The 21,730-nt window shown below is 33.3% G+C and carries 19 protein-coding genes, 1 pseudogene and 1 riboswitch; of the genes and pseudogenes, 5 read left to right on the top strand and 15 right to left on the bottom strand.

Translation table 11 applies throughout. The features are described from left to right. Positions 1 to 926 (bottom strand): annotated as a pseudogene (locus tag JX000_RS02680) (bile acid:sodium symporter family protein). Positions 927 to 1,244: 318 nt separating this feature from the next. Between JX000_RS02680 and JX000_RS02675 the strand changes: the two are divergent. Further along, positions 1,245 to 1,775, top strand: a complete 531-nt coding sequence (locus JX000_RS02675; RefSeq protein ID WP_002451976.1) for a hypothetical protein — start codon at positions 1,245 to 1,247, stop codon at positions 1,773 to 1,775. A gap of 72 nt (positions 1,776 to 1,847) precedes the next feature. Here JX000_RS02675 and JX000_RS02670 read toward each other — a convergent pair whose 3' ends face one another. Then, complete coding sequence (locus tag JX000_RS02670) at positions 1,848 to 3,446, bottom strand: alpha-glucoside-specific PTS transporter subunit IIBC (RefSeq protein ID WP_206140851.1); 1,599 nt, start codon at positions 3,444 to 3,446, stop codon at positions 1,848 to 1,850. A 208-nt stretch (positions 3,447 to 3,654) separates the two neighbouring features. Here JX000_RS02670 and JX000_RS02665 point away from each other — a divergent pair, with 208 nt between their 5' ends. Continuing rightward, positions 3,655 to 4,416 (top strand): MurR/RpiR family transcriptional regulator, encoded by a 762-nt coding sequence (locus JX000_RS02665; protein WP_002451974.1) that lies wholly within the window; start codon positions 3,655 to 3,657, stop codon positions 4,414 to 4,416. A gap of 87 nt (positions 4,417 to 4,503) precedes the next feature. Here JX000_RS02665 and JX000_RS02660 read toward each other — a convergent pair whose 3' ends face one another. The 7 genes from JX000_RS02660 to hutU all read right to left on the bottom strand — a co-directional run bounded on the left by JX000_RS02660 (position 4,504) and on the right by hutU (position 12,699). Continuing rightward, the gene (locus JX000_RS02660; protein ID WP_002451973.1) at positions 4,504 to 5,016 is read right to left on the bottom strand and encodes an SRPBCC family protein; all 513 of its coding nucleotides are present in this window, start codon (positions 5,014 to 5,016) and stop codon (positions 4,504 to 4,506) included. Positions 5,017 to 5,215: 199 nt separating this feature from the next. Continuing rightward, positions 5,216 to 6,511, bottom strand: a complete 1,296-nt coding sequence (locus tag JX000_RS02655; protein ID WP_037552513.1) for a Na+/H+ antiporter NhaC family protein — start codon at positions 6,509 to 6,511, stop codon at positions 5,216 to 5,218. A gap of 76 nt (positions 6,512 to 6,587) precedes the next feature. Then, positions 6,588 to 6,685, bottom strand: a riboswitch (SAM riboswitch). Positions 6,686 to 6,738: 53 nt separating this feature from the next. Next, positions 6,739 to 7,311, bottom strand: a complete 573-nt coding sequence (locus tag JX000_RS02650; RefSeq protein WP_002451971.1) for a hypothetical protein — start codon at positions 7,309 to 7,311, stop codon at positions 6,739 to 6,741. 247 nt (positions 7,312 to 7,558) lie between these two features. Continuing rightward, positions 7,559 to 8,440, bottom strand: coding sequence for an SDR family oxidoreductase (locus tag JX000_RS02645; protein ID WP_002451970.1), 882 nt, complete (start codon positions 8,438 to 8,440; stop codon positions 7,559 to 7,561). Positions 8,441 to 8,530: 90 nt separating this feature from the next. Beyond that, positions 8,531 to 9,652, bottom strand: coding sequence for an amidohydrolase (locus tag JX000_RS02640; RefSeq protein WP_145505502.1), 1,122 nt, complete (start codon positions 9,650 to 9,652; stop codon positions 8,531 to 8,533). Positions 9,653 to 9,802: 150 nt separating this feature from the next. Further along, positions 9,803 to 11,038, bottom strand: coding sequence for an imidazolonepropionase (gene hutI / locus JX000_RS02635; RefSeq protein ID WP_002451968.1), 1,236 nt, complete (start codon positions 11,036 to 11,038; stop codon positions 9,803 to 9,805). After that, positions 11,038 to 12,699 (bottom strand): urocanate hydratase, encoded by a 1,662-nt coding sequence (gene hutU, locus JX000_RS02630; RefSeq protein ID WP_002451967.1) that lies wholly within the window; start codon positions 12,697 to 12,699, stop codon positions 11,038 to 11,040. The genes hutI and hutU overlap by 1 nt, the downstream gene beginning before the upstream one ends. A 213-nt stretch (positions 12,700 to 12,912) precedes the next feature. Here hutU and JX000_RS02625 point away from each other — a divergent pair, with 213 nt between their 5' ends. Then, positions 12,913 to 13,782, top strand: coding sequence for a LysR family transcriptional regulator (locus JX000_RS02625; protein WP_002451966.1), 870 nt, complete (start codon positions 12,913 to 12,915; stop codon positions 13,780 to 13,782). Here the strand turns inward: JX000_RS02625 and hutG are convergent. After that, entirely contained in the window at positions 13,777 to 14,712 is a 936-nt protein-coding gene (gene hutG, locus JX000_RS02620) for a formimidoylglutamase (RefSeq protein WP_002451965.1), read from the bottom strand. The two genes, JX000_RS02625 and hutG, sit on opposite strands and share 6 nt — an antisense overlap. 235 nt (positions 14,713 to 14,947) lie before the next feature. Here hutG and sdpC point away from each other — a divergent pair, with 235 nt between their 5' ends. Then, positions 14,948 to 16,045: a peptidoglycan release complex CPBP-like subunit SdpC gene (sdpC, locus tag JX000_RS02615; protein WP_075778184.1), complete on the top strand. Its 1,098-nt coding sequence runs from the start codon at positions 14,948 to 14,950 to the stop codon at positions 16,043 to 16,045. Between the two features lie 103 nt (positions 16,046 to 16,148). On the opposite strand, the gene JX000_RS02610 is transcribed toward sdpC, so the two are convergent. Beyond that, the gene (locus JX000_RS02610; protein WP_002451963.1) at positions 16,149 to 16,841 is read right to left on the bottom strand and encodes a ribose 5-phosphate isomerase A; all 693 of its coding nucleotides are present in this window, start codon (positions 16,839 to 16,841) and stop codon (positions 16,149 to 16,151) included. 169 nt (positions 16,842 to 17,010) lie between these two features. On the opposite strand from JX000_RS02610, the gene JX000_RS02605 reads away from it, so the two are divergent. Next, a complete protein-coding gene (locus tag JX000_RS02605) occupies positions 17,011 to 17,664 on the top strand; it encodes an MOSC domain-containing protein (RefSeq protein WP_049424181.1) in 654 nt (217 codons plus the stop codon). Positions 17,665 to 17,736: 72 nt separating this feature from the next. On the opposite strand, the gene JX000_RS02600 is transcribed toward JX000_RS02605, so the two are convergent. The 4 genes from JX000_RS02600 to JX000_RS02585 form a co-directional block, all read right to left on the bottom strand. After that, positions 17,737 to 18,747 (bottom strand): aldose epimerase family protein, encoded by a 1,011-nt coding sequence (locus tag JX000_RS02600; protein ID WP_206140850.1) that lies wholly within the window; start codon positions 18,745 to 18,747, stop codon positions 17,737 to 17,739. A gap of 29 nt (positions 18,748 to 18,776) precedes the next feature. Next, a complete protein-coding gene (locus JX000_RS02595; protein ID WP_037552511.1) occupies positions 18,777 to 19,103 on the bottom strand; it encodes a YnfA family protein in 327 nt (108 codons plus the stop codon). Positions 19,104 to 19,443: 340 nt separating this feature from the next. Beyond that, the gene (locus tag JX000_RS02590; RefSeq protein ID WP_206140849.1) at positions 19,444 to 20,676 is read right to left on the bottom strand and encodes an ABC transporter permease; all 1,233 of its coding nucleotides are present in this window, start codon (positions 20,674 to 20,676) and stop codon (positions 19,444 to 19,446) included. Beyond that, positions 20,669 to 21,568 (bottom strand): ABC transporter ATP-binding protein, encoded by a 900-nt coding sequence (locus JX000_RS02585; protein WP_206140848.1) that lies wholly within the window; start codon positions 21,566 to 21,568, stop codon positions 20,669 to 20,671. The genes JX000_RS02590 and JX000_RS02585 overlap by 8 nt, the downstream gene beginning before the upstream one ends. Positions 21,569 to 21,730 lie beyond the last annotated feature (162 nt).

The raw sequence follows: 21,730 nt of genomic DNA, 5'->3' as shown, positions 1-21,730 counted from the left end.
TTAGAGACGCTTACTTTTAGACGACCAATACTTAGCAAGAATAGGCCCTGAAATATTGTGTACTAAGCTAAACACTGCCCAGGTACGGCAGCTAAAGGACTGAAATGAACGGTAGCAAGCGAAACTGCTAAACCAGAATTTTGCATACCCACTTCAATAGCAACCGCCTTTTTATCTGGATAATCCATTTTAAACACTTTAGCTAATAGATAACCAATTGTATATCCTAACACATTGTGTAATATGACAACTAAAAAAATGAGCAATCCTGTTTTTAAAATTTGTGCTTTACTACCTGCAACTACGGCTGCCAGTATAAGTGAAATCGCAATAACAGACACGAGTGGTAATGCTGTTGCTGCTTTATGAGCAAATTGGTGCGCTATCTTTTGGAAAATAAATCCAATGATAATTGGAATAAGTACCACTTGAACAACAGACCACAACATGCTTGTGAATGATACATTTAGCCATTCATGCGCAAAAAGATAAATCAGTGCTGGTGTGACAAAAGGTGCAATCAGTGTTGAAACACTTGTAATTGCTACAGATAATGCTACATTTGCTTTAGCTAAGTAACTCATGACATTACTAGATGTTCCTCCTGGACAACAACCAACTAGAATGACACCAATTGCAATCTCTGGTGGTAAATAAAAACCTTTGGCAATCAGAAAAGCTAATGTTGGCATAATCGTAAACTGTAAAATCACTCCGATAATGACAGGTTTGGGTGATTGTAAAACAATCTTAAAATCTTTGGGATCAATCGTCATCCCCATTCCTAGCATGACAACACCTAATAAGTAAGGGACAAATCCTCCTAATATAGACAATTGTGATGGAAACACAAAACCGATTATAGCTGCCACTAACATCCAAAATATAAATGTCTTAGTCGCAAATTGACTCATACGGTCCAACATATAAACACATCCTTTATCATTAATAATGACAAATATTATCACAACACAGAAGTATGAACAATATCATTTTCAGAATTTTTCGATATTTTAAGATGTATCAATTCTTTGTAATGAGATTTTAATAAAATGCTATACACCATGATACACTTGATTTCACTAGCTTCTCATCTATATTCTACTTAACCTTCATTCAAAAGTCCTAGTGAATATCAAAAAGAAGCGTGGTACAATCAATTTAACGAAATAAAAAAACAAATATCCTACTTAACCATATATTATTTGAGCCACGTACGAATGTTAGCAATTGGGAGGCATAACATGTTGATAGACAAATTTGAAACCTATATCATCAATATCGCAGATTTAAAGTCGCGATCATCACGCAAATCTTTATCAAAGCTTTGTAAACAACTTAAGTTTTGTGAATCATTTCAATACCAAATCTTTAAACAACAAGGTATGTACGCTTTAGAAGTCAGCTTACCTAAACAACAATTACCTTACTTTATTACCTTTTTAAGTTTTCATAACTTTACCATCTACCAAATTTTATCACCAAAGCACTTAGACGAATTACTTGATTCAGAGCGTTTGTACCAATCTGCTAAACGATTTGAATTATCTATCGATGGCTTGCAAGACGCATTTATCAAAGACAAAGTGATCGATATTATGAATATGTATATGAATCATTATGATATCAGCTATACATTAAATAAAAATTGTGCAAGTATCATTTGTCCTCCTGATATTTTTTCTAAATTACTACATACAGTAGCAACACGTAACATAGATATTCTTTCAGCAGGATATAAATCTAAGGCGATTAATAAAGCAAGAATTTCATAATTCGTCCACTTATCCAAGTATTAAACAAAAGGGATTCCGAAACTACAATGTTTCAGAATCCCTTTTATATATTTATTTTCCGTCGTTATCATATACTAAGTGTTCAAATGCTTCTCTCACTTGTGGTACAGACATACCGACTACGACTTGTACACTTTTCCCACTTTTAACTAGACCATGTGCCATTTGATTATGTGTGAAATAACTACTGTCTTCTACTTTGTTTTCATCATTAACTGTTAATCGTAAACGAGTAGTACAATTTGTAACATCTTTAATATTCTCTTTACCGCCTAGACCTTCTAAATAATAAGCTGCTTTATCATCATATTCATTTCCAGTTGATTGAGACTTTGATGCCTTGCCTTCGCCTTTTTTCTCTTTGTAATCTTGTTTAGAGAATAGTTTAACTTTTTCTTCATTTTTACGACGACCTGGTAACGGAATATCAAATTTCAATATTAAAAATCTAAATAATACATAATAAATACCTACAAATATTGAACCAATAACCACTTGAATCACATATGTCATCCAATGTTCTTTACCAAGTGGTATCCAGTTTGTAGCTAAGAAGTCTAAAACACCACCGCCCATGTTACCTACTAATCCAAAACCATACATGATTGTATCCATTGTTGCTGCAAGTAATGCGTGCAATACGAATAAATATGGTGCAATAAATAAGAATGTAAATTCTAATGGTTCTGTAATACCTGCGACTACAGCTGTAAGTGTTGCCGGTATTAATAATGCAGCCACTTTTTTTCGATTCTCTTTTGGTGTTGTGGAATACATTGCCAATGCAATACCTAAACAACCGAATACTTTTCCGTTACCTTGTAACATAAATCCGTACGGGAATTGTTCTTTTAATGGCTTACTACTCTCTGCAAATTGATTTAAATGTTGCAACCATTCCGCTTTAAGTCCATGATTGACAACGACAGGGCCCACTTCAATAGGTGCATAAATGAAATGATGTAAACCGGTTGGAATCAATACTCTTTCTAAGAAATGATATAACCACACACCTACATATCCTGATCCGATAATAAAGTGTTGTACTGACGCAATACCATGTTGAACTGTAGGCCATACCACACAAGTAATTGCCGCGACAGGTAACATCACAAAGAACGAAATCGTCACTACAAATGTTAATCCTTGGAATACACCTAACATTTCTGGGAGACGTTTACTATAATAACGATTATGAATCCATGTAATAATCCCTGAAATAATAATTCCGCCTAAAATATTAGTATCTAATGTTTCTATACCAGCAATTGCTTTTAGGCCAGTAACATTTTCAACACCTTTTTCTAAATTGGCACCAAATGTATGTGGCCATTGTGTTAATATCGCATTAATAAATGTATTAAACATTAAATAGCCCATTAATGCAGCTAGTGCTGCGTGGCCTGGTGCTTTTTTAGCTAAAGATAGTGGCAACCCTACTACAAATACAATTTCCATGTGGTTAAATATAACCCAACCACCAGACTCTATCACTGACCAAAATTTAAACCAAAATGTATGTTGGTCTGCTAAACCACCCATAATAGTTGGATTTTTGAATAATGTTGCAAACCCCAGTACAATCCCAAAGAAAGCAAACATCAAGACAGGTACAATCATTGCACTACCAAAACGTTTGATTGCATTCATTATAATAACCTCCACATCCCAATTTCTTTCTGTTCCACATTGAAAATGAGTTTAAATCATTCCTTTCAATGTCATATCTTATTTCTAATATATAGTAAACGCTTACATAACCACAACGTCATTGACGCATTTTGAAAGTATTTTGTATAATCAGATTATGTTTTCTTATGATGAAAATTTTTTCAACACTAATAAATGAGGTGTCGTCATGTTTCTAGATGAACGTGTGAATGCGAACTTTAATCAACTTAATGACAATGATTTACAAATTGCGAATTTCGTTAATACCCATGTTGATTTATGTAAAAATTTAAAAATTCAAGACTTGGCACAACATACACATGCTTCAAACGCTACAATACATCGCTTTACACGAAAATTAGGATTTGATGGTTATAGCGACTTCAAATCATTTTTAAAATTTGAAAGTGAAAAGAAAAATCAATTACCTTCTGACTCTATCGAATCATTTAGACAGGAAATTGAAAATACATTTAATTATTTAGATCGTATAGATTATGAGCTACTAACTAATAAAATGAATGATGCTGGAACGATATATTTATATGGAACGGGTAGAGCTCAAATCAATGTGGCTGAAGAAGCACAAAGAATATTATTAACAATGCATAAAAACATCATTATTCTTTATGATGAACACGAATTAAAAATGGTCTTAAACAAAACCGTACCGCAAGACCTTTTCTTTATCATTTCGCTATCTGGTGAAACTTATCAATTAAAAGAAGTAACACAGCTATTGCAATTGAGACAAAAATATTTTATCTCAGTCACAACGATGAAAGATAATACGTTAGCCCAACAAGCAAATTATAATGTGTATGTATCTAGTAATACATTCTATTTAAATGATGGCACTGATTATTCAAGTTTTATTAGTTATCATATTTTCTTTGAAACACTACTCAGAAAATATAATGAACGGAAAGAAAAAGGTGAACTCAAATAATCATTTTGTCTATAAAGATAAAAAGCCAGTAAATGAACTTTCTTAAATTCATTTACTGGCTTATATATTACTATTGATTAATTCAAATTAATTATTTTTCTGTTCTTCAATTTCTTCTAATACTGCATTCATTTTGTCAAACATAAGTTCAAATCCATGCGCAGTTGAATCATGGTATTCTTTCTTTTTCTGTTTGTATTCAAGATTGGTTAATCTTCTTTCACGTTCCATATATGATTGATAATAGAAGAACATTTGGGTGCCACCTGATTCACGTTCGAAGAATTCTACTTCTATAATATCCTCCTCGTTACTTAAGCCTGGCATACCTATTGTCATTTTAATAAATTCATCCATGACTAATTCTTCGTATGTACCTTCGATAATATTTTGTTTACCATTTCTACTATCAACGATACGATACTTACCACCTTCTTGGACATCAGCTTCAAATGATTTATTCGTACGTTTCGACGTCATAAACCATTGTTTGAGAATATCTTCTTTCGTCCAAGCTTCATAAATTGTTTCTGGTGAATATTTTAATAAACGTTCAATATCAATTTCTACATATTCATTTTCCACATTATACTTTGCCACTTTCAGTCACCTACTTTCACTCTTAATACTATTTTAACGTATTTGTTCAAACTTCCAAACATTTATACATTAAAAAAGATTGCGCTTCTACACATTTAGTCTAGTTTACCATTAAAACGCTGACTTGAAACATTTTCTCTGTACTGTTCTATTTATCAATTAAAAAACCGAGACTAAATCGTCTCAGTTTATAATCGTTTTATGCTTTGTTTTTTAATTTTGGATAACCAATTAAAATAGCAATCAATCCGCATACACCAAGCATGATAGGATAAATACTATAAGGAACGAGTAAGAATGGTGAGATGCCCGCTACTCCTGCAGCTGAAATCACTTGAGGACTATATGGTAATAAGCCTTGGAAACACCCACCAAATATATCTAAAATACTAGCTGATTTACGTGGATCAACATCATATTCATCTGCAATATTTTTAGCTAATGGTCCTGACATAATGATTGAAATAGTATTATTAGCTGTTGCAATATCTGCCACACTTACTAAACTGGCAATGCCTATTTCAGCTCCTCGTTTAGATTTCACGCGACCTCTGACTACATTTAACAACCAATCTATACCGCCATTATGTTGAATAAGTCCTACTAAACCACCAATTAATAAGGCAATCATAGCAATATCTTCCATACCTATAATTCCTTTAGATACAGCACTTAGTAATCCTTTCCAACCAAATGAGCCATCAATAAGGCCAATGACTCCAGATAAAACTGTCCCACCAATAAGGACGATAATCACATTGACACCAACTAGCGCTAGTATCAACACCAATAAATACGGAATGACTTTAACTAATTGGAAATCATAACTTTTAGAATGATCCATGGAAATTCCATTTGTTAGGAAAAATAGTACAACTATGGTTAATATCGCACCTGGCAAAACAATTCTAAAGTTTACTTTAAATTTATCTTTCATCTTCGTATGTTGTGTACGTACAGCCGCTATCGTAGTATCAGAAATCATAGAAAGATTATCTCCAAACATAGCGCCACCAACAACTGTAGCCATAGCTAAAGCTGCAGATACATCTGTAGCTTGTGCAAATCCAAATCCTACTGGTGCAATAGCTGCTACTGTGCCTACTGATGTTCCCATTGAAATAGAAACAAACATACAAATGATAAATAAACCTACTATAATTAAATTTTCAGGGATGAGAGACAATCCCAAATTTACAGTAGAAGTCACACCACCCATTTTCTCTGTAGTCGTAGAAAATGCGCCTGCTAAAATAAAGATAAGCATCATTAAAATAATATTTGAATGACCTGCACCTTTAGTAAACACTTCAACTTTAGTGGCAAATTTTTCTTTGCGATTCATCAACAAAGCAACGATTACTGTAATCGTTATCGCAACATTTAACGGCATCGTCGTGAAATCACCCGAGATGATACCTACACCTAAAAATAACAACATAAATAATAATAACGGAAATAACGCCCAAGCATTACCCTTTTTAGTTTCTTTCATCATTAGACCTACTTCCTTACAAAAAATACCTCTCTTCTTTATGATAAAGAAAAGAGGTCCATCTACAACGATTTTCCCCTTATCTTCAAACCTAGATAGGTTACTGGAATTGGCACATGATTCAATGTTGCCGAAGCTTCATAGGGCCAGTCCCTCCACTTCTCTTGATAAGTGATTCATATTTAACGTTTACGTTACAAGATAATTCCTATGACGTCAATCATAAATTAAAACTTCGTCGTAAAATATTTTTCATAAATAATTAATGCAACAGCAACTACGAATAACATTGCAATAGCTATACCAAAGGCGACCCACCATTTTAAATAAAGTGATACCATCATTAAAATAATAGAAATGGTTGTCATACTAATCATCAGTATTTTAAATTGTCGTTCACGTTGTTGAGAGATCACTTTATAATCTCGATGGTTTTTCCTTTGCGTATCATCATCAATTTGTAATTTAGTTTCTATATAAAAAACAAACGTCATAGTTACCAATACAATTAAGAAAGTAATCCATGTATAATTTTGTTGAAATAATATCATCATAAAAAATACAATCCATAAACAACCGATAATAATACCTAATAACCGGTCGATTGTTTTATTAATCCATATGATATGATTTTTAATATTTTTATTAACAAAATACAGATTTTTTAATGCATTGGTAAGCGCAAATAAAAGTATTAAAATGATTAAAAACCATTGATTCGTAGTAAATAACGAAAATACAACTATAGCGATTATACCTATTATGAACGGAGCAATCCTTATAAACGTATCTTTCACCATGTTATTACCTCCTTTAGATATAAGATTTCTATTGCAATTTGTCGTATAAATTACCTATCCCTTAGATATATCTGTATTCTTTAATTAAATTCCATTCATTAAAAAGGTTAATAATTTTATATTTTTATTTTACATTAAACATATTTTTATTCCAAATTCATAATAAAATTGGATATAGTTATCATATAATTTGTCACAAAAAAATGGTCGATAAAGTATTAACACTTTATCGACCAACTGCTATTCATTAGTTAATTTGAATGCCGCCTGTCACACCGAAGACTTGTCCGGTTGTATAACTTGATTCTTCAGATGCTAAAAGTACATATGTTCCTGATAGTTCAACAGGTTGACCTGCACGGCCAAGTGGTGTATTTTTACCGAATTTCGGAATATTACGTTGTGGTTGTCCACCAGTAATTTGTAAAGGTGACCAAAATGGTCCTGGTGCCACACAATTGACACGAATACCTTTTGCGCCAAGCTCTTCTGATAAACTTTTCGTCAATGAGATAATGGCAGCTTTTGAGGCGGCATAGTCGTGTAAGATAGGGCTTGGATTATATCCTTGAACAGATGACGTTGTAGTAATTGATGCCCCAGGTTGTAAATACTCTAATGCTTTTTGTACTGTCCAAAATATTGGATATACATTGGTTTCAAATGTCTCTTTAAATGATTGAGTATCAAATCCTCGAATATCATCATGGTATTGTTGATGTCCAGCGACTAATGTTACATTATCAAGTCCACCAAGCTGTTGATGTGCTTCTTCGACCATGTCATAGTTAAATTGTTCATCACGTATATCACCAGGTATTAGCACTGCTTTTTGTCCCGCTTCTTCAATCACTTGTTTAACGTCTTGTGCGTCTTTGTCTTCACTTGGAAGATAATTAATCGCAACATCTGCGCCTTCTTTAGCATAAGCAATAGCTGCTGCGCGTCCAATGGCAGAATCGCCACCTGTGACTAACATTTTATATCCTTTTAATCGCCCGTGTCCGACGTATGATGTCTCACCGCAATCTGGTTCAGGCGTTAATTGACTTTGCAAGCCTGGAAGTGGCTGCTCTTGTTTTTCATAGTCTGTTGATTTGAATTTATTTCTAGGATCTTGTGCTGACATTTTAAATTCATCTCCTCAATTTGTATATGTTGTCATATACCCAAGGTTATCCAGATGTTAATCATATTATCTTTATACAATGTATAGTGACTATTGATTCAGAAGACGTTTCGCCAGTGTCACAAAATAAGTTGGCACTTTTTCTAAAATACGCTCATCTGGATCATATAAAGGATGATGTAAGTCATACTCACTATTAGATCCTATGAATGCAAATACACCAGGATACGTTTCTGTATAACCTGAAAAGTCTTCACCAATCGTTAATGGTAAATCCATCATTGAGACATGATAACCGATATCTTTTGCTACTTCTATCGCCATATCAGTTAATTCATCATCATTAATTACTGTTCCAGGAAGTCGTGTATATCGGCAATCTACCTGTATATTAAATGTTCGTGCTAAACCATCAGCAATATCATTCATTCGTTGTTTGATATATGCTCTATGTTCTGGTTTAAATGAACGGACAGTCCCTTGTACATAGGCTTGATCGGCAATGACATTCCATGTATTTCCACATGAAATTTCACCAATAGTAACAACTGCATTATCAAAAGCAGATAAATTTCTACTTACAATCGTTTGTAAACTATTAATCAGTTGACCTAAAGCAACGGTTGGGTCATTACCCTGTTCTGGTTTAGCAGCATGTGCCCCTTTTCCTTTAATCTCAAATTCGAAGCGATCTACAGCAGACGTAATAGGCCCTTTCTTTATAGCAAAGTCACCAATGTCCATCGTTGGATAATTATGGAATCCTAATACTGCTTTCACACCATCTAATGCCCCTGTATCTACTACCTTTTTAGCTCCATGACCTAGCTCTTCAGCCGCTTGGAATATGATTCTCACTCGACCATTTAATTCACTCTCTTGGGCTTTCAATTGTGTTGCAACCCCTAATATACTTGCCATATGAATATCATGACCACATGCATGCATGACACCTTGATTGGTTGATGTAAATTCATGTTCAACTTGCTCATTGATAGGTAGTGCGTCTATATCAGTTCTAATCGCAATCATTTGGTCCCCTTGTCCAATTTCTGCAACTAATCCTGTATCTAACGGTAAATCTAAAATTTTTATATCATGTGCTTCTAATATACGTTTAAGTCGTTGCGTAGTTTCATATTCTTTCTCTGATATTTCAGGGAATTGGTGAAATGTACGTCGCCAATTCACGTAATCTGTATAACCAGTCATTGATATCTCCATCCCTTTCAACCTAAAATTATTTTTCTATATATACTAACATAATTGTCAAACTTTTCTAAAAATATATTTTTTCCTTTTATTATAAACAAAAAACCGTACCGACAACGTCGGCACGGTCATATCAATGAACACTTTGTCCTAGTCTAATGAAAATTCATTATCCACAATGACTCTACCATCTTTAATCACTTTTTGAGCATGGTTAATACCAAAGTGATAAGGAATATATTCATGGTTCGGCGCATTCCAAATAACAATGTTAGCTTTGTCACCTTCATTGATTGTACCTGCGTCTAAATCAATTGCTTTTGCTGCATTAACTGTTACAGCATTCCAAACTTCATTTGGTGAAAGTTTTAATTTTAATGCGGCTATTGCCATTGCCAATTGTAAGTTATTAGTTACGCTACTACCAGGATTGTAGTCAGTTGCAATAGCGATAGCCCCATCATTATCTAACATGCCTCTTGCATCTGCATAATCGTTTTTATCTAAATAGAATGTCGTAGCTGGTAATAATACGGCTACTGTGTCACTATTTTTTAATTTAGCTTTACCTTCTGCACTTGAAGCAACAAGATGATCAGCAGAAATTGCATTTTCATCAATAGCTAACTCTAGACCACCAAGTGGATCAATTTCATCTGCATGAATTTTAACTTTAAATCCTGCCTCTTTCGCTTTTTGCATATAATGTCTAGATTCTTCAACTGAGAATACACCTGTTTCACAGAAGATATCTGCAAAGTCTGCATATTCTTTAACTTCTGGTAAAAGTTCAATCATCTCATTTAAGAACGCCTCATTAGACTCTGCTTCTTCTGGAACCGCATGTGGTCCTAGGAAGGTGTGTCTCATATCTAAACCGTATTTCTCTGCTAAACGATTAGATACTCTTAATTGTTTCAATTCATTTTCTTTATCTAGACCATAACCACTTTTACTTTCAACACCTAAAACACCATGTTGAATCATTGTTAGTAAATCGTGTTCAGCTTTTTTGAATAAATCTTCTTCACTTATGTCACGTGTGGCTTTAACTGTTGATAAAATACCGCCACCTGACTCTAATATTTCTAAATAAGATTTACCTTGACGTTTCAATGACATTTCATGTTCTCTTGAGCCACCGAAAACTAAGTGCGTGTGTGCATCAATCAATGATGGTGACACAACTTTACCTGTTGCATCAATCACTTGTTCAGCATCATATTTATCAGTATGTGGTCCTGAATATACAATTTTGCCATCGTTCACAACGACCGTACCATTTTCAATCACATCTAGTTGATCAAGTTCTGCACCTTTTAAAGGACGATCAGTTGATTTTGGTAAAATAAGCTCTTTAATGTTTTGAATAATTAAATCGTTCATTATTTATCACCTGCTTCATCAATCATTGGAATTTTGATGCCTTTATCTTTTGCCGTTTGAATGGCGATGTCATAACCAGCATCAACGTGTCTTACTACTCCCATACCCGGATCTGTAGTTAATACACGTCCTAATCGACGATCTGCACGTTCTGAACCATCTGCAACAACAACCATACCAGCATGTAATGAATAACCCATACCTACGCCACCGCCATGGTGGAATGAAATCCAAGAGCCACCTGCTGCTGTATTAATTAATGCATTAAGTACAGCCCAGTCACCTACTGCATCACTTCCGTCACGCATACCTTCTGTTTCACGGTTTGGACTTGCTACTGAACCTGAATCTAAATGATCTCGTCCGATAACAATCGGTGCAGAAATTTCACCATCACGCACTAATTTATTAAGTGCTAGACCCATTTTGGCACGTTCTTCATAGCCTAGCCATGCAATTCTTGATGGTAAACCTTGGTAAGAAATTTTTTCTTCTGCAAGATCTAACCAACGAATTAATTTTTCATTATCTGGGAATAACTTTCTCATTTCTTCATCTGCACGTTCAATATCTTTTGGATCACCACTTAACGCTGCAAAGCGGAATGGACCTTTTCCTTCACAGAATAATGGTCTAATATATGCCGGCACAAATCCTGGGAAATCAAATGCATTTTTCACACCGTTGTTATATGCAACTTGACGGATATTGTTACCATAATCAAACGCAACAGCACCTTGTTTTTGGAATTCAAGCATTAATTCAACATGTTTGGCCATTGAATCTTGAGATAATTCTACATATTTTTTCGGATCTTCTTTACGTAGTTTTTTAGCTTCTTCAACTGAGTAACCTTGTGGGACATAACCGTTTAATGGGTCATGTGCACTTGTTTGGTCAGTAATAATATCAATCTTAAATCCTTTGTCTAAAATAGCTTTGTGAATGTCTACTGCATTACCTACTAATCCAATAGATAAAGCTTCCCCTTTTTGTCTAGCGTCTTCAGCTAATTTTAATGCTTCATCTAAATCGTTAGTTTTGATATCGCAATATTTTGTTTCGACACGTTTATCAACACGACTTTCGTCGACATCTACACAAATAGCTACACCATTATTCATAGTCACAGCAAGTGGTTGTGCACCGCCCATACCACCTAATCCAGCAGTAAGTGTTACTGTACCAGTTAAATCACTTTGATATTCTTGATTACCAAGTTCAGCAAATGTTTCATAAGTACCTTGAACGATACCTTGTGAACCAATATAAATCCAACTACCTGCTGTCATTTGGCCATACATCATTAAGCCTTTTTTATCTAGTTCATTAAAGTGATCCCAGTTCGCCCATTCAGGTACTAAAACTGAATTTGAAATTAATACTCGTGGCGCTTCTTCATGTGTTTTAAATACCGCTACTGGTTTACCAGATTGTACAAGCATTGTTTCATCTGCTTCTAAATCTCTTAATGTATTTTCAATAGCTTCAAAGGCTTTCCAGTTACGAGCAGCTTTACCAATACCACCATATACCACAAGCTCTTCTGGGTGCTCCGCTACTTCTGGATCTAAGTTATTATATAGCATTCGTAGTACTGCTTCTTGTTCCCAACCTTTACATTCGATATCTAACCCTTTTTTTGCATGAATTTCTCTCATTACTATCTCTCCCATCCGAAATAATATCAAAATCCAAAAATAAATTAAGTTTCTCTTTAATCATTATCTTCTAAATATTCGTACTATTTAAAAGATAACAATCACTATTAATCAGGTTGTTACAACTATATTATATTATGCTAAGATATAGATAACAAATATAAATAAACTAATTATTTATAGATAAAAACTATGACAAATAGGAGATGACCTATGAAAATCATTCAATTAGAATATTTTTTAGCCGTTGTAAAATACAATAGTTTTACGAAAGCCGCTAATTTTTTACATATTAGTCAACCTTCCTTAACTGCAGCTATTAAAAAGATGGAAGCTGATTTAGGATACGATTTATTTATGCGTACCACTAAAGATATCAAAATCACTGAAAAAGGTATTCAGTTTTATAAATATGCTGAGGATTTAGTAGAATCCTATCGTTCTACAGTTGAAAAAATGTATGATTTAAATGTGTCTTCGGAACCCCGTATTAAAATGGGCATTTTAGAATCTACGAGTCAATGGATGGCCAATGTCATTCATGCTCATCACAAACATTATCCTAATCAACAATACCGTATTTATGAGGTACATGATCAACATCAATCTATTGAGCAACTTACCAACTTTAATGTTCATTTTGCCTTAACAAACGAGGAAATACGCCATCAAGATATTACATCGATCGCATTATATAAAGAATCTTATATATTACTAACACCTAAAGATGCATTTCCAAAGCAAAAAACGATTCAATTGGATGAATTACCTTTAATTTTGCCGAATAAAAATTCTCAAGTTCGTAAACACTTAGATGATTATTTTAATAGAGTAGGTATCCACCCTAATATCATTATGGAATCTGATCGTTTTGAATCCGCTACTAATCTAGTCCATTTAGGTATTGGTTATGCGGTTATTCCTCGATTTTATTACCAATCATTTAATACACGGAATTTAGACTACATTAAAATACGCCCTAATTTAGGACGCAAAATTTATATTAATTATTTAAAAAAGAGAAAGCACTCTGAACAAGTACTTTCTCTTATTGAACAATGTATTGATTATTGGAATTTATAATAAGAAGTGATGCACTAAATTCGCAATCAGTTTCGCTGTACGATTGTCTTGATCGTATTTAGGGTTCATTTCAGCAATACTTACTGATTTAACCTTTTCACTTGGGACAATGCGCTTTGCTAATTCAAACACTGTATGTGGATAGATGCCCAAGACTGCTGGAGCACTTACACCTGGAGCAAAGGCACTATCTACAACATCCATACAAATCGTAAACATGATTACATCATGATCGTGAATAAATCGTTCAATCATATCTTTAATCGGTGGTGATACTTGATGTAATAATTCATCAGCATAAACAAATGATACACCTTTTTCTTTAGCATAGTCGAATAAACCTTGTGTGTTACCACCTTGAGATATACCTAATACCATGTAATCTGCATTGTCATCTTGTTCTAGTATTTGTCTAAAACTCGTACCTGAAGTGGATTCACCTTCATCACGTGTATCAAAGTGGGCATCAATATTAATAACCCCAATTGACTCATTAGGATACACTTGTCTAGTCGCTAAATATTGTGCATAAGCGATATCATGCCCACCACCTAATAAGAATGTTTGTTTATGATTATGAATAGACTTGGCTGCTAATTCTGCAAATTCCTTTTGAGTATCAATTAGTGCGTCATGATCATGCTCGACATTTCCATAATCAACGATTTGTTCACATTGATTCAAATCTGGTAAGCCAGCGAATGCTTTTTTTATCGCATTAGGCCCCTCTTTTGCACCTACACGCCCTTTATTTAGTTCTACACCTTTATCAATCGCATAACCTAAGATACCAACACCTTTTTGTTTAGATGCTAATTCTACTTGTCTTAAGTCATTAAATTGAATAGTTTGAAAATGTCTAAATTGTTTTGCATCTGTTTCACTATCTAATCTTCCGGTCCATAAGCTTGGTTCAGCTTGTTGATACATTGTTCTTCCCCCTTGATTTCTTTGCTTTATCCTTATAATTAAAGTATAACTTTGGCACATACTTAATTCAATGTTGTTCTTATATTCCCGTTTATCCTAAATTTAATTACGTTTATAATTCATTACGATTACATTTTGATGATAATTAAAATAGACAATTTATCTATCATCTTTTAAGATGTATAATTGTAAATAAAACAATAATTGCTTGTTTCCGTAATGGAGGTTACATAAAATGAAAAACAATCGAATTTCTGGGTTTCAATGGGCACTGACAATATTTGTGTTTTTTGTCGTAACAATGGCCCTATTCATAATACTTAGAGATTTCCAAGCAGCATTAGGGGTGAAACGTTTTGTATTCGACATTACAGATCTTTCCCCATTTATTGCAGCTATCATATGTCTACTTGTCTTTAAACATAAAAAAGAACAAATGGCGAGTTTAAAATTCACTTTTAGTCTCAAAGTTATTGAGCGTTTATTACTCGCATTAATCATACCTTTATTTATTTTTATTATCGGTATGTTCTGCTTCAATACATTTGCAGATAGTTTTATATTACTACAGGCATCTGATTTATCTGTGTCAATATTCGCAATTTTAATTGGTCATTTAATTATGGCGTTCGTAGTAGAATTTGGTTTCCGTTCGTATTTGCAACACATCGTTGAAACTAAGATGAACACATTATTTGCTAGTATTGTTGTAGGTATCATTTACTCTATATTTAATGCTAATACAACATACGGCCTTGAATTTGCTGGCTATCATTTCTTATATACATTCGCTTTCTCAATGATTGTGGGTGAGTTAATTAGAGCCACTAATGGACGTACTATTTATATTGCTACGCTTTTCCACGCAGCAATGTCATTTGGTTTAGTATTCTTGTTTAGTGAAGAAATTGGCGATTTATTCTCTATGAAAGTCATCGCCTTAGCTACAACTGCGGTTGGTTTAATCTATATCATTTCAAGCTTAATCATTCGTGCTATCTTTTATAAAAAGACGAATCAAAGTTTAGACGAAGTAGAACCTAATAATTATTTAGATCACGTTAACGATGATAAGGACAATGATTATTCTGAAACTAATCATGATTATAGTTCAAGATCAGACGATCATGACCACCATAAAGACGCATTAGATTCTAGACATCAAGATAATAAACACGACATTCAAAACCATGATGATGCCCATGACTCTGATTCAACTGATCATTTAAAAGAACATTCATCATATAAACAAGATCGTCGCTCATCTGTTGTTTCTGATTTACAAGATGAAATCAAACAGACTGAAGAACATAGTCCTAACAATAAATATTAAGATTATAATTAAAACTGTCCATTCGTTGATTTGAATGGACGGTTTATTTTGTGAATGATAATTAAATTAGTTTATCAGAACATTGACTCATACTTTAAAGATATTAATCTTGTCTGTTCATCTTCTTAACACCTTGTTGTGTTCCAATAATTGCTTGGTCAGCAACATCAAGGAAGTAGCCTGTTTCTAGTACTCCTGTGATATGAATTAAAAATTCATGCATTTCATAAGGATCGATACCTTTTGGTAATGCACAATCTAAAATATAATTACCATTATCAGTCGTAAATGGGACATCATCCGTAACACGACGTTGTGTTGTCACGCCGCCAATTGTTTCTATTTTCTTAGCAACTTGATACCAGTTAAATTTATCTACTTCAACCGGTAATTTAAATGTTTCACCTAGGTAGTTAACAACTTTGTTTTCATCAGCAATAACCACAAAACGGTCTGCCATTTCATCGATTACTTTTTCTCTAAATAGCGCTCCACCGCCACCTTTAATGAGGTTAAGTTGAGGATCTACTTCGTCAGCACCATCAATAGCTAAATCAATTTTTTCAACATCATTCACATCAACAATATTAATATTTAATTCTTTAGCTAAAAACGCCGTCTTATTAGAAGTACAAACACCGATAATATTATAATGCTTTTCTTTAATAAGTTGAGCAATTTTAGGCACTAATAACTCAATTGTAGTTCCTGTTCCAATACCAAGTGTCATACCATCCTCGATTTGACTTAAAACATCATCAAGCGTCATCAATTTAAGTTGTTTTACATCATTCATCACGTCATGAGCCCCTTTTCTAAATCGTTTACATTTCTTATTTTACATGACTTTTTCAATTTAACATACCGTATTTGACGTTTAATTTTTAATATATTTTAAAATCTTTCATAAAAATACAAATGTATAGTAAAATATCACTTAATCAATCTTTTAAGGGGGGACCATAATGATACCAGTGTATGCTATTTCTACCGGAAAGATAGAATCGCTACAATACAATGAGGCTAAACCCATGCAATCAGCAATTAATAAACAACCTTTTAAAGGTCAAATGTGGTTGTCAAAATTAGGATTTGTTGATGATGAACAAGCTTATAAAGATCATGGTGGTCCAGATAAAGCGATATGTTGTTTTAGTAAATCGAACTATGACATGTATCGTGATGACTTACTTGATATGCCAGACTACGCCATGTTTGGTGAGAATTTGACAATCGAAGATTTAGATGAAAGTAACGTTTATTTCGGCAACCAATATCAATTAGGTGATGCAATTATCGAAGTTTCTGAAATTCGAGAACCCTGCTGGAAAATCCAAGCAAAGTACGGGATTTCTGATTTAGTCAAACGTATGTCTCAATCAGGAAAAACAGGTTTTTATTGCCGCGTCATTAAAGAAGGGTTTGTGAATCAACATCATCACTTAGAATTAATAAAGGAAGCTGAATTGGACACACAACTCTCTGTACAAACATTAAACGATATTTATTATAACGACAGAAAAAATGCAGACCGAATCGCATTAGCATTGAAGAATCCATATTTATCAGCTAAAAGATATGAGAAACTAGAAAAAATGTATCAACGTGCAACAAAATAAACATAAAAATAAAACAATAAAAAGAGTAGAACAAAAACATCGTAAATGACGATGTTTGTTCTACTCTTTTGCTTATTTTTCATGAATTTGATAGCTCGTTTGTGAATAAAACATTTCATTAGCTTTTAATATTGAATAAGCTTGATCACCATATAAGTTAATATCATTTGGCAAATATTGTGCCTCGATTGTTAAACCCGAATGTGCTTTATAAATATTGGCGTCACTTTTCCAATTTTTCGGTTGGTTAAATGTATATAATACGACATAAGGCATATCAGTTTTAACATCTAATTGAAACTCATCATTATCTATTGATAATTGTTGTTCCCCTACTTTAAATGGATGATCTAAACCATTAGATTGAGCCACTTGTTGTGCTATTTGATCATGGCTACTTTCAAATATGTCTTTAAAGTATATGTCGTCCTTATTAAATATCCGTTGTAAATCTAACGTACTGTCTGAACTGATCATATGCTCCTCATTAAGTGGATACATATTCAATTTAGAACTAGACACTCGATGATTATCAATAACGTTATTATCACGATTAAGATTAAAATAAACATGGTTCATCGGGTTAAACAAAGTAGTCTTTGTTGATGTAGCTTCATATTGAATTGTCCAACAATGATACGCATCATATGTATGAGTGACTTTAATCTCCATATTTCCAGGATAATGATCATCTGTTTCTTGTAACGTTGTTTTGAAAATGATTTTGACATGTCCTAAATCGTCTATAACTTCATAGTCAAATAATTTAGAGTCTAAACCATGGTTGCCACCATGTATATGATGTTGGCCATCGTTGGCCTCTAACTTGTATGTTTCTCCTTCTAAATTAAAAGTCGCATTTGAAATACGGCCACCATATCGTCCAACAGTCGCCCCAAATCTAAATGGATTATCAAAATAAAATTCGTCCGCTTCAACAACATTCCCTAATACAATATTGTTGTCATGATATTTCCATGACACAATTCTTGCACCATAATTAGTAAACACAATTTTGGTCTCTTCATTATCAATTTTAATTAAGTCTACACCATATCTTTGATGCTCAATTTCAACATTCATTACATACTTCTCCCTTTCAAACACGTTTATTAAGCCCTATGTGGCAGCAGCATAATTAAAACGCCTATTAAACAGACTAATGCACCCAATATATCGTATTTATCTGGCATATTCTTATCAATAAGCATAGACCAAACTAAACTCATAACGATGAATACGCCCCCGTATGCAGCATATACTCTTCCAAATGTTGGAAATGTTTGTAGTGTTGCAATCACACCATACAAAATGAGTATCAAGCCGCCAATAACGCCTAGCCAGGATGGTTGACCTTCCCTAAGCCATAACCATATTAAGTAGCCGCCTCCAATTTCACATACACCCGCTAATATAAATATGAGAAATGAATACATCATCACAATCATAACGCCTTCCTATTAATTATCTATGAAACTTCACTTTATACAACATACATGAAGTCATATTAAATATCTACCTCTTAAATCAGAGACATGGACTTTATTGTGCTATCGTTAAATACATATGTCTATGTGACTCGGGATAGTGAGTCACTAATCAATGTTTAATGTCAATTGTGACGCGTATTTATCATCTATTGTATAATATTAACGTGCTTTCTAATACATACATATTGTTACACTTTTTCTACTAATATGCCATAGTAAAATGCAAATTAAAGAGGAAGAACATTTTGTAAACTCTTACAAGTTTAATTTAATGCACTTCCTCTTTTATTTATTTTTTCATAACCTTTTTAATGGTGTTAAAAAGTCCTTTTTCAAAAGTTAATACAGAATCTTTATATGTTTTAACAGCAATCCATAATAAAATAAGCATGACTACAACTGAGATTAATATACTAACGATGATTTCCCAAACTTGTAACTCAGTCGATTGAGCACGTACTAACAATTCAAAAGGTGCTAAAAATGGAATAAAACTAGTGATTTTTAATAATAATATTTCTGGTTTAAACATACTAAAAATCGCGATATAAAAAGCAATCATTGCAAATAACGTTAATGGCATTAACGTTTGATTAATATCTTCAATTCTTGTTGCTAAAGAACCTAATATAGCTGCTAACAATACGTATGTTAAGATGCCTATAATCATACATAACAGACCTACGATTAAAACTTGCCAAGTGATATGACTCATGGATACATCGAAACCTTTTAACATTCGTTTTAAATCAAAGGCAAAGATACAAATGATAGCTACAACAAAAATCATTACGATTTGTGTTAACGCGACAGCGATAACCCCTGCAATCTTAGCCATAATATGAGTAATGGGCGACACACTAGTAATAATCATTTCAATGACTCTTGATGTTTTCTCTGTAGCAATTTCCATTGCGACCTGCGTTGCATAATTGAAAACAATAAAGAACATCAACATTAGTATCGCATACACTAGAACTAAATTAAGTAGTTTTTGACCTTCATTCAATTGTTGATTTTTCTTATCTGATAGGACTTGACTGTCAACCTTACTTTGAGACTGTAATTTTTTCAAATCATTGTTATTGAGATGTAGTTGCGATGCGACTAGTTTTGATTGAATTGATGTCAGTACCCCATTTACTTTTTGCTCTTTTTCTTGTGAGACACTTTCTTTACTGATAATAGTTGCTGATAACTGTTGTTTATCTTTCAGCTTAATGATATAGGCTTCTTTTAGCTTTTCATTTTTTACTTGCTTCTTAGCTTCTTGTTTATTTACCTTCTTAAATGAAGCATCTTCATCAATCACATTTCCTTGTTGCTTAATGGCTTTATATATGGGTTCACTATTCGTTACGATACCGATTTGATCACCGTCACCTTTAAACATATCCATGATTTTATCGGCATTGGATAATGCTATCATTAAAATAATGACAATCGCCATGAAGATGATAAAGGATTTAGATTTCACTTTACTCTTATAAGTAAGGCCGAATGTAGCCCAAAATTTATTCATGTAAATCACCCACCTTATCAATAAAGATGTCTTTCAGAGAAGGCTCTAACATTTGGAATCGACGTACATATCCATGAGAGATGACTTGATGATATACATTTTCTGCAACGGATTGATCTTGTATCGTCACTTTAATATGGCGTTTATTGGTTTCAATATCCAACACACCTTCAATATCTGCTATGTCAGGCATTGATTTATCCGTTTCAATGATAACTTGTTTATAACCATGTGATGCTTTCACGTAATGTATGTCACCTGAAACTACAAGTTCACCATGGTTCAAGATACATACATCATCACATAACTCTTCAACATGTTCCATACGATGAGAACTATAAATAATTGTTGAACCTTGATCATTCAAATCCTTTACGGCTGATTTGAGTAATTCAACATTAACAGGATCTAATCCACTAAAGGGTTCATCTAATATAAGTAATTCAGGTTGGTGCAACATACTTGCTAATAATTGAATTTTTTGTTGATTACCTTTGGATAATGCATCAATGCGCTTATGACGATTTTCTGTAATAGCAAATCGTTTGAGCCAATAATCAATATTTTTCTTAATGTCAGATTTAGACATTCCTTTGAGTGTTGCAAGATATGTTAGTTCATCTTCAACAGTCATTTTGGGATGTAAGCCACGTTCTTCAGGTAAGTACCCAATTCGATTATACATTGATTGATCTATCGCATGGCCATCATATGTAATGTGTCCTTCAGTTGGTTCACTTAATCCTAATATCATTCTAAAGGTAGTTGTCTTACCTGCACCATTACGACCTAAAAAACCAAGCATCTTCCCTTTTTCAAGATGAATAGAAATATCATTGACTGCTGTAAATTGATTGAACTTCTTCGTCACATGATCAATATGTAATGACATGTTTACCCTCCCCAAATCATATTTTTATTATTATTTAATATAACATTATTAGTTCTATTAATGAATTTAGATTTTGCAATATGTCAAACTTTACAATTATTTATGTAAGCACTATCATTAATTTTATCATAGAAGATTAAATTAAAATTAACTTCTTAGAGA

It is taken from the genome of Staphylococcus sp. SB1-57, from assembly GCF_017086425.1.
GTDB classification, from domain to species: Bacteria; Bacillota; Bacilli; order Staphylococcales; family Staphylococcaceae; genus Staphylococcus; species Staphylococcus warneri_A.
Note: the sequence above shows the minus strand (reverse complement) of the source record. Positions and strands in the feature narration are given on the sequence as shown.

Excerpts from the sequence above, each read along its gene's own strand:
- JX000_RS02675 (WP_002451976.1), top strand. The coding sequence starts at position 1,245 with ATGTTGATAGACAAATTTGAAACCTATATCATCAATATCGCAGATTTA.
- JX000_RS02670 (WP_206140851.1), bottom strand. The coding sequence starts at position 3,446 with ATGAATGCAATCAAACGTTTTGGTAGTGCAATGATTGTACCTGTCTTG.
- JX000_RS02665 (WP_002451974.1), top strand. The coding sequence starts at position 3,655 with ATGTTTCTAGATGAACGTGTGAATGCGAACTTTAATCAACTTAATGAC.
- JX000_RS02655 (WP_037552513.1), bottom strand. The coding sequence starts at position 6,511 with ATGAAAGAAACTAAAAAGGGTAATGCTTGGGCGTTATTTCCGTTATTA.
- JX000_RS02650 (WP_002451971.1), bottom strand. The coding sequence starts at position 7,311 with ATGGTGAAAGATACGTTTATAAGGATTGCTCCGTTCATAATAGGTATA.
- JX000_RS02645 (WP_002451970.1), bottom strand. The coding sequence starts at position 8,440 with ATGTCAGCACAAGATCCTAGAAATAAATTCAAATCAACAGACTATGAA.
- JX000_RS02640 (WP_145505502.1), bottom strand. The coding sequence starts at position 9,652 with ATGACTGGTTATACAGATTACGTGAATTGGCGACGTACATTTCACCAA.
- hutI (WP_002451968.1), bottom strand. The coding sequence starts at position 11,038 with ATGAACGATTTAATTATTCAAAACATTAAAGAGCTTATTTTACCAAAA.
- hutU (WP_002451967.1), bottom strand. The coding sequence starts at position 12,699 with ATGAGAGAAATTCATGCAAAAAAAGGGTTAGATATCGAATGTAAAGGT.
- JX000_RS02625 (WP_002451966.1), top strand. The coding sequence starts at position 12,913 with ATGAAAATCATTCAATTAGAATATTTTTTAGCCGTTGTAAAATACAAT.
- hutG (WP_002451965.1), bottom strand. The coding sequence starts at position 14,712 with ATGTATCAACAAGCTGAACCAAGCTTATGGACCGGAAGATTAGATAGT.
- sdpC (WP_075778184.1), top strand. The coding sequence starts at position 14,948 with ATGAAAAACAATCGAATTTCTGGGTTTCAATGGGCACTGACAATATTT.
- JX000_RS02610 (WP_002451963.1), bottom strand. The coding sequence starts at position 16,841 with ATGAATGATGTAAAACAACTTAAATTGATGACGCTTGATGATGTTTTA.
- JX000_RS02605 (WP_049424181.1), top strand. The coding sequence starts at position 17,011 with ATGATACCAGTGTATGCTATTTCTACCGGAAAGATAGAATCGCTACAA.
- JX000_RS02600 (WP_206140850.1), bottom strand. The coding sequence starts at position 18,747 with ATGAATGTTGAAATTGAGCATCAAAGATATGGTGTAGACTTAATTAAA.
- JX000_RS02595 (WP_037552511.1), bottom strand. The coding sequence starts at position 19,103 with ATGATGTATTCATTTCTCATATTTATATTAGCGGGTGTATGTGAAATT.
- JX000_RS02590 (WP_206140849.1), bottom strand. The coding sequence starts at position 20,676 with ATGAATAAATTTTGGGCTACATTCGGCCTTACTTATAAGAGTAAAGTG.
- JX000_RS02585 (WP_206140848.1), bottom strand. The coding sequence starts at position 21,568 with ATGTCATTACATATTGATCATGTGACGAAGAAGTTCAATCAATTTACA.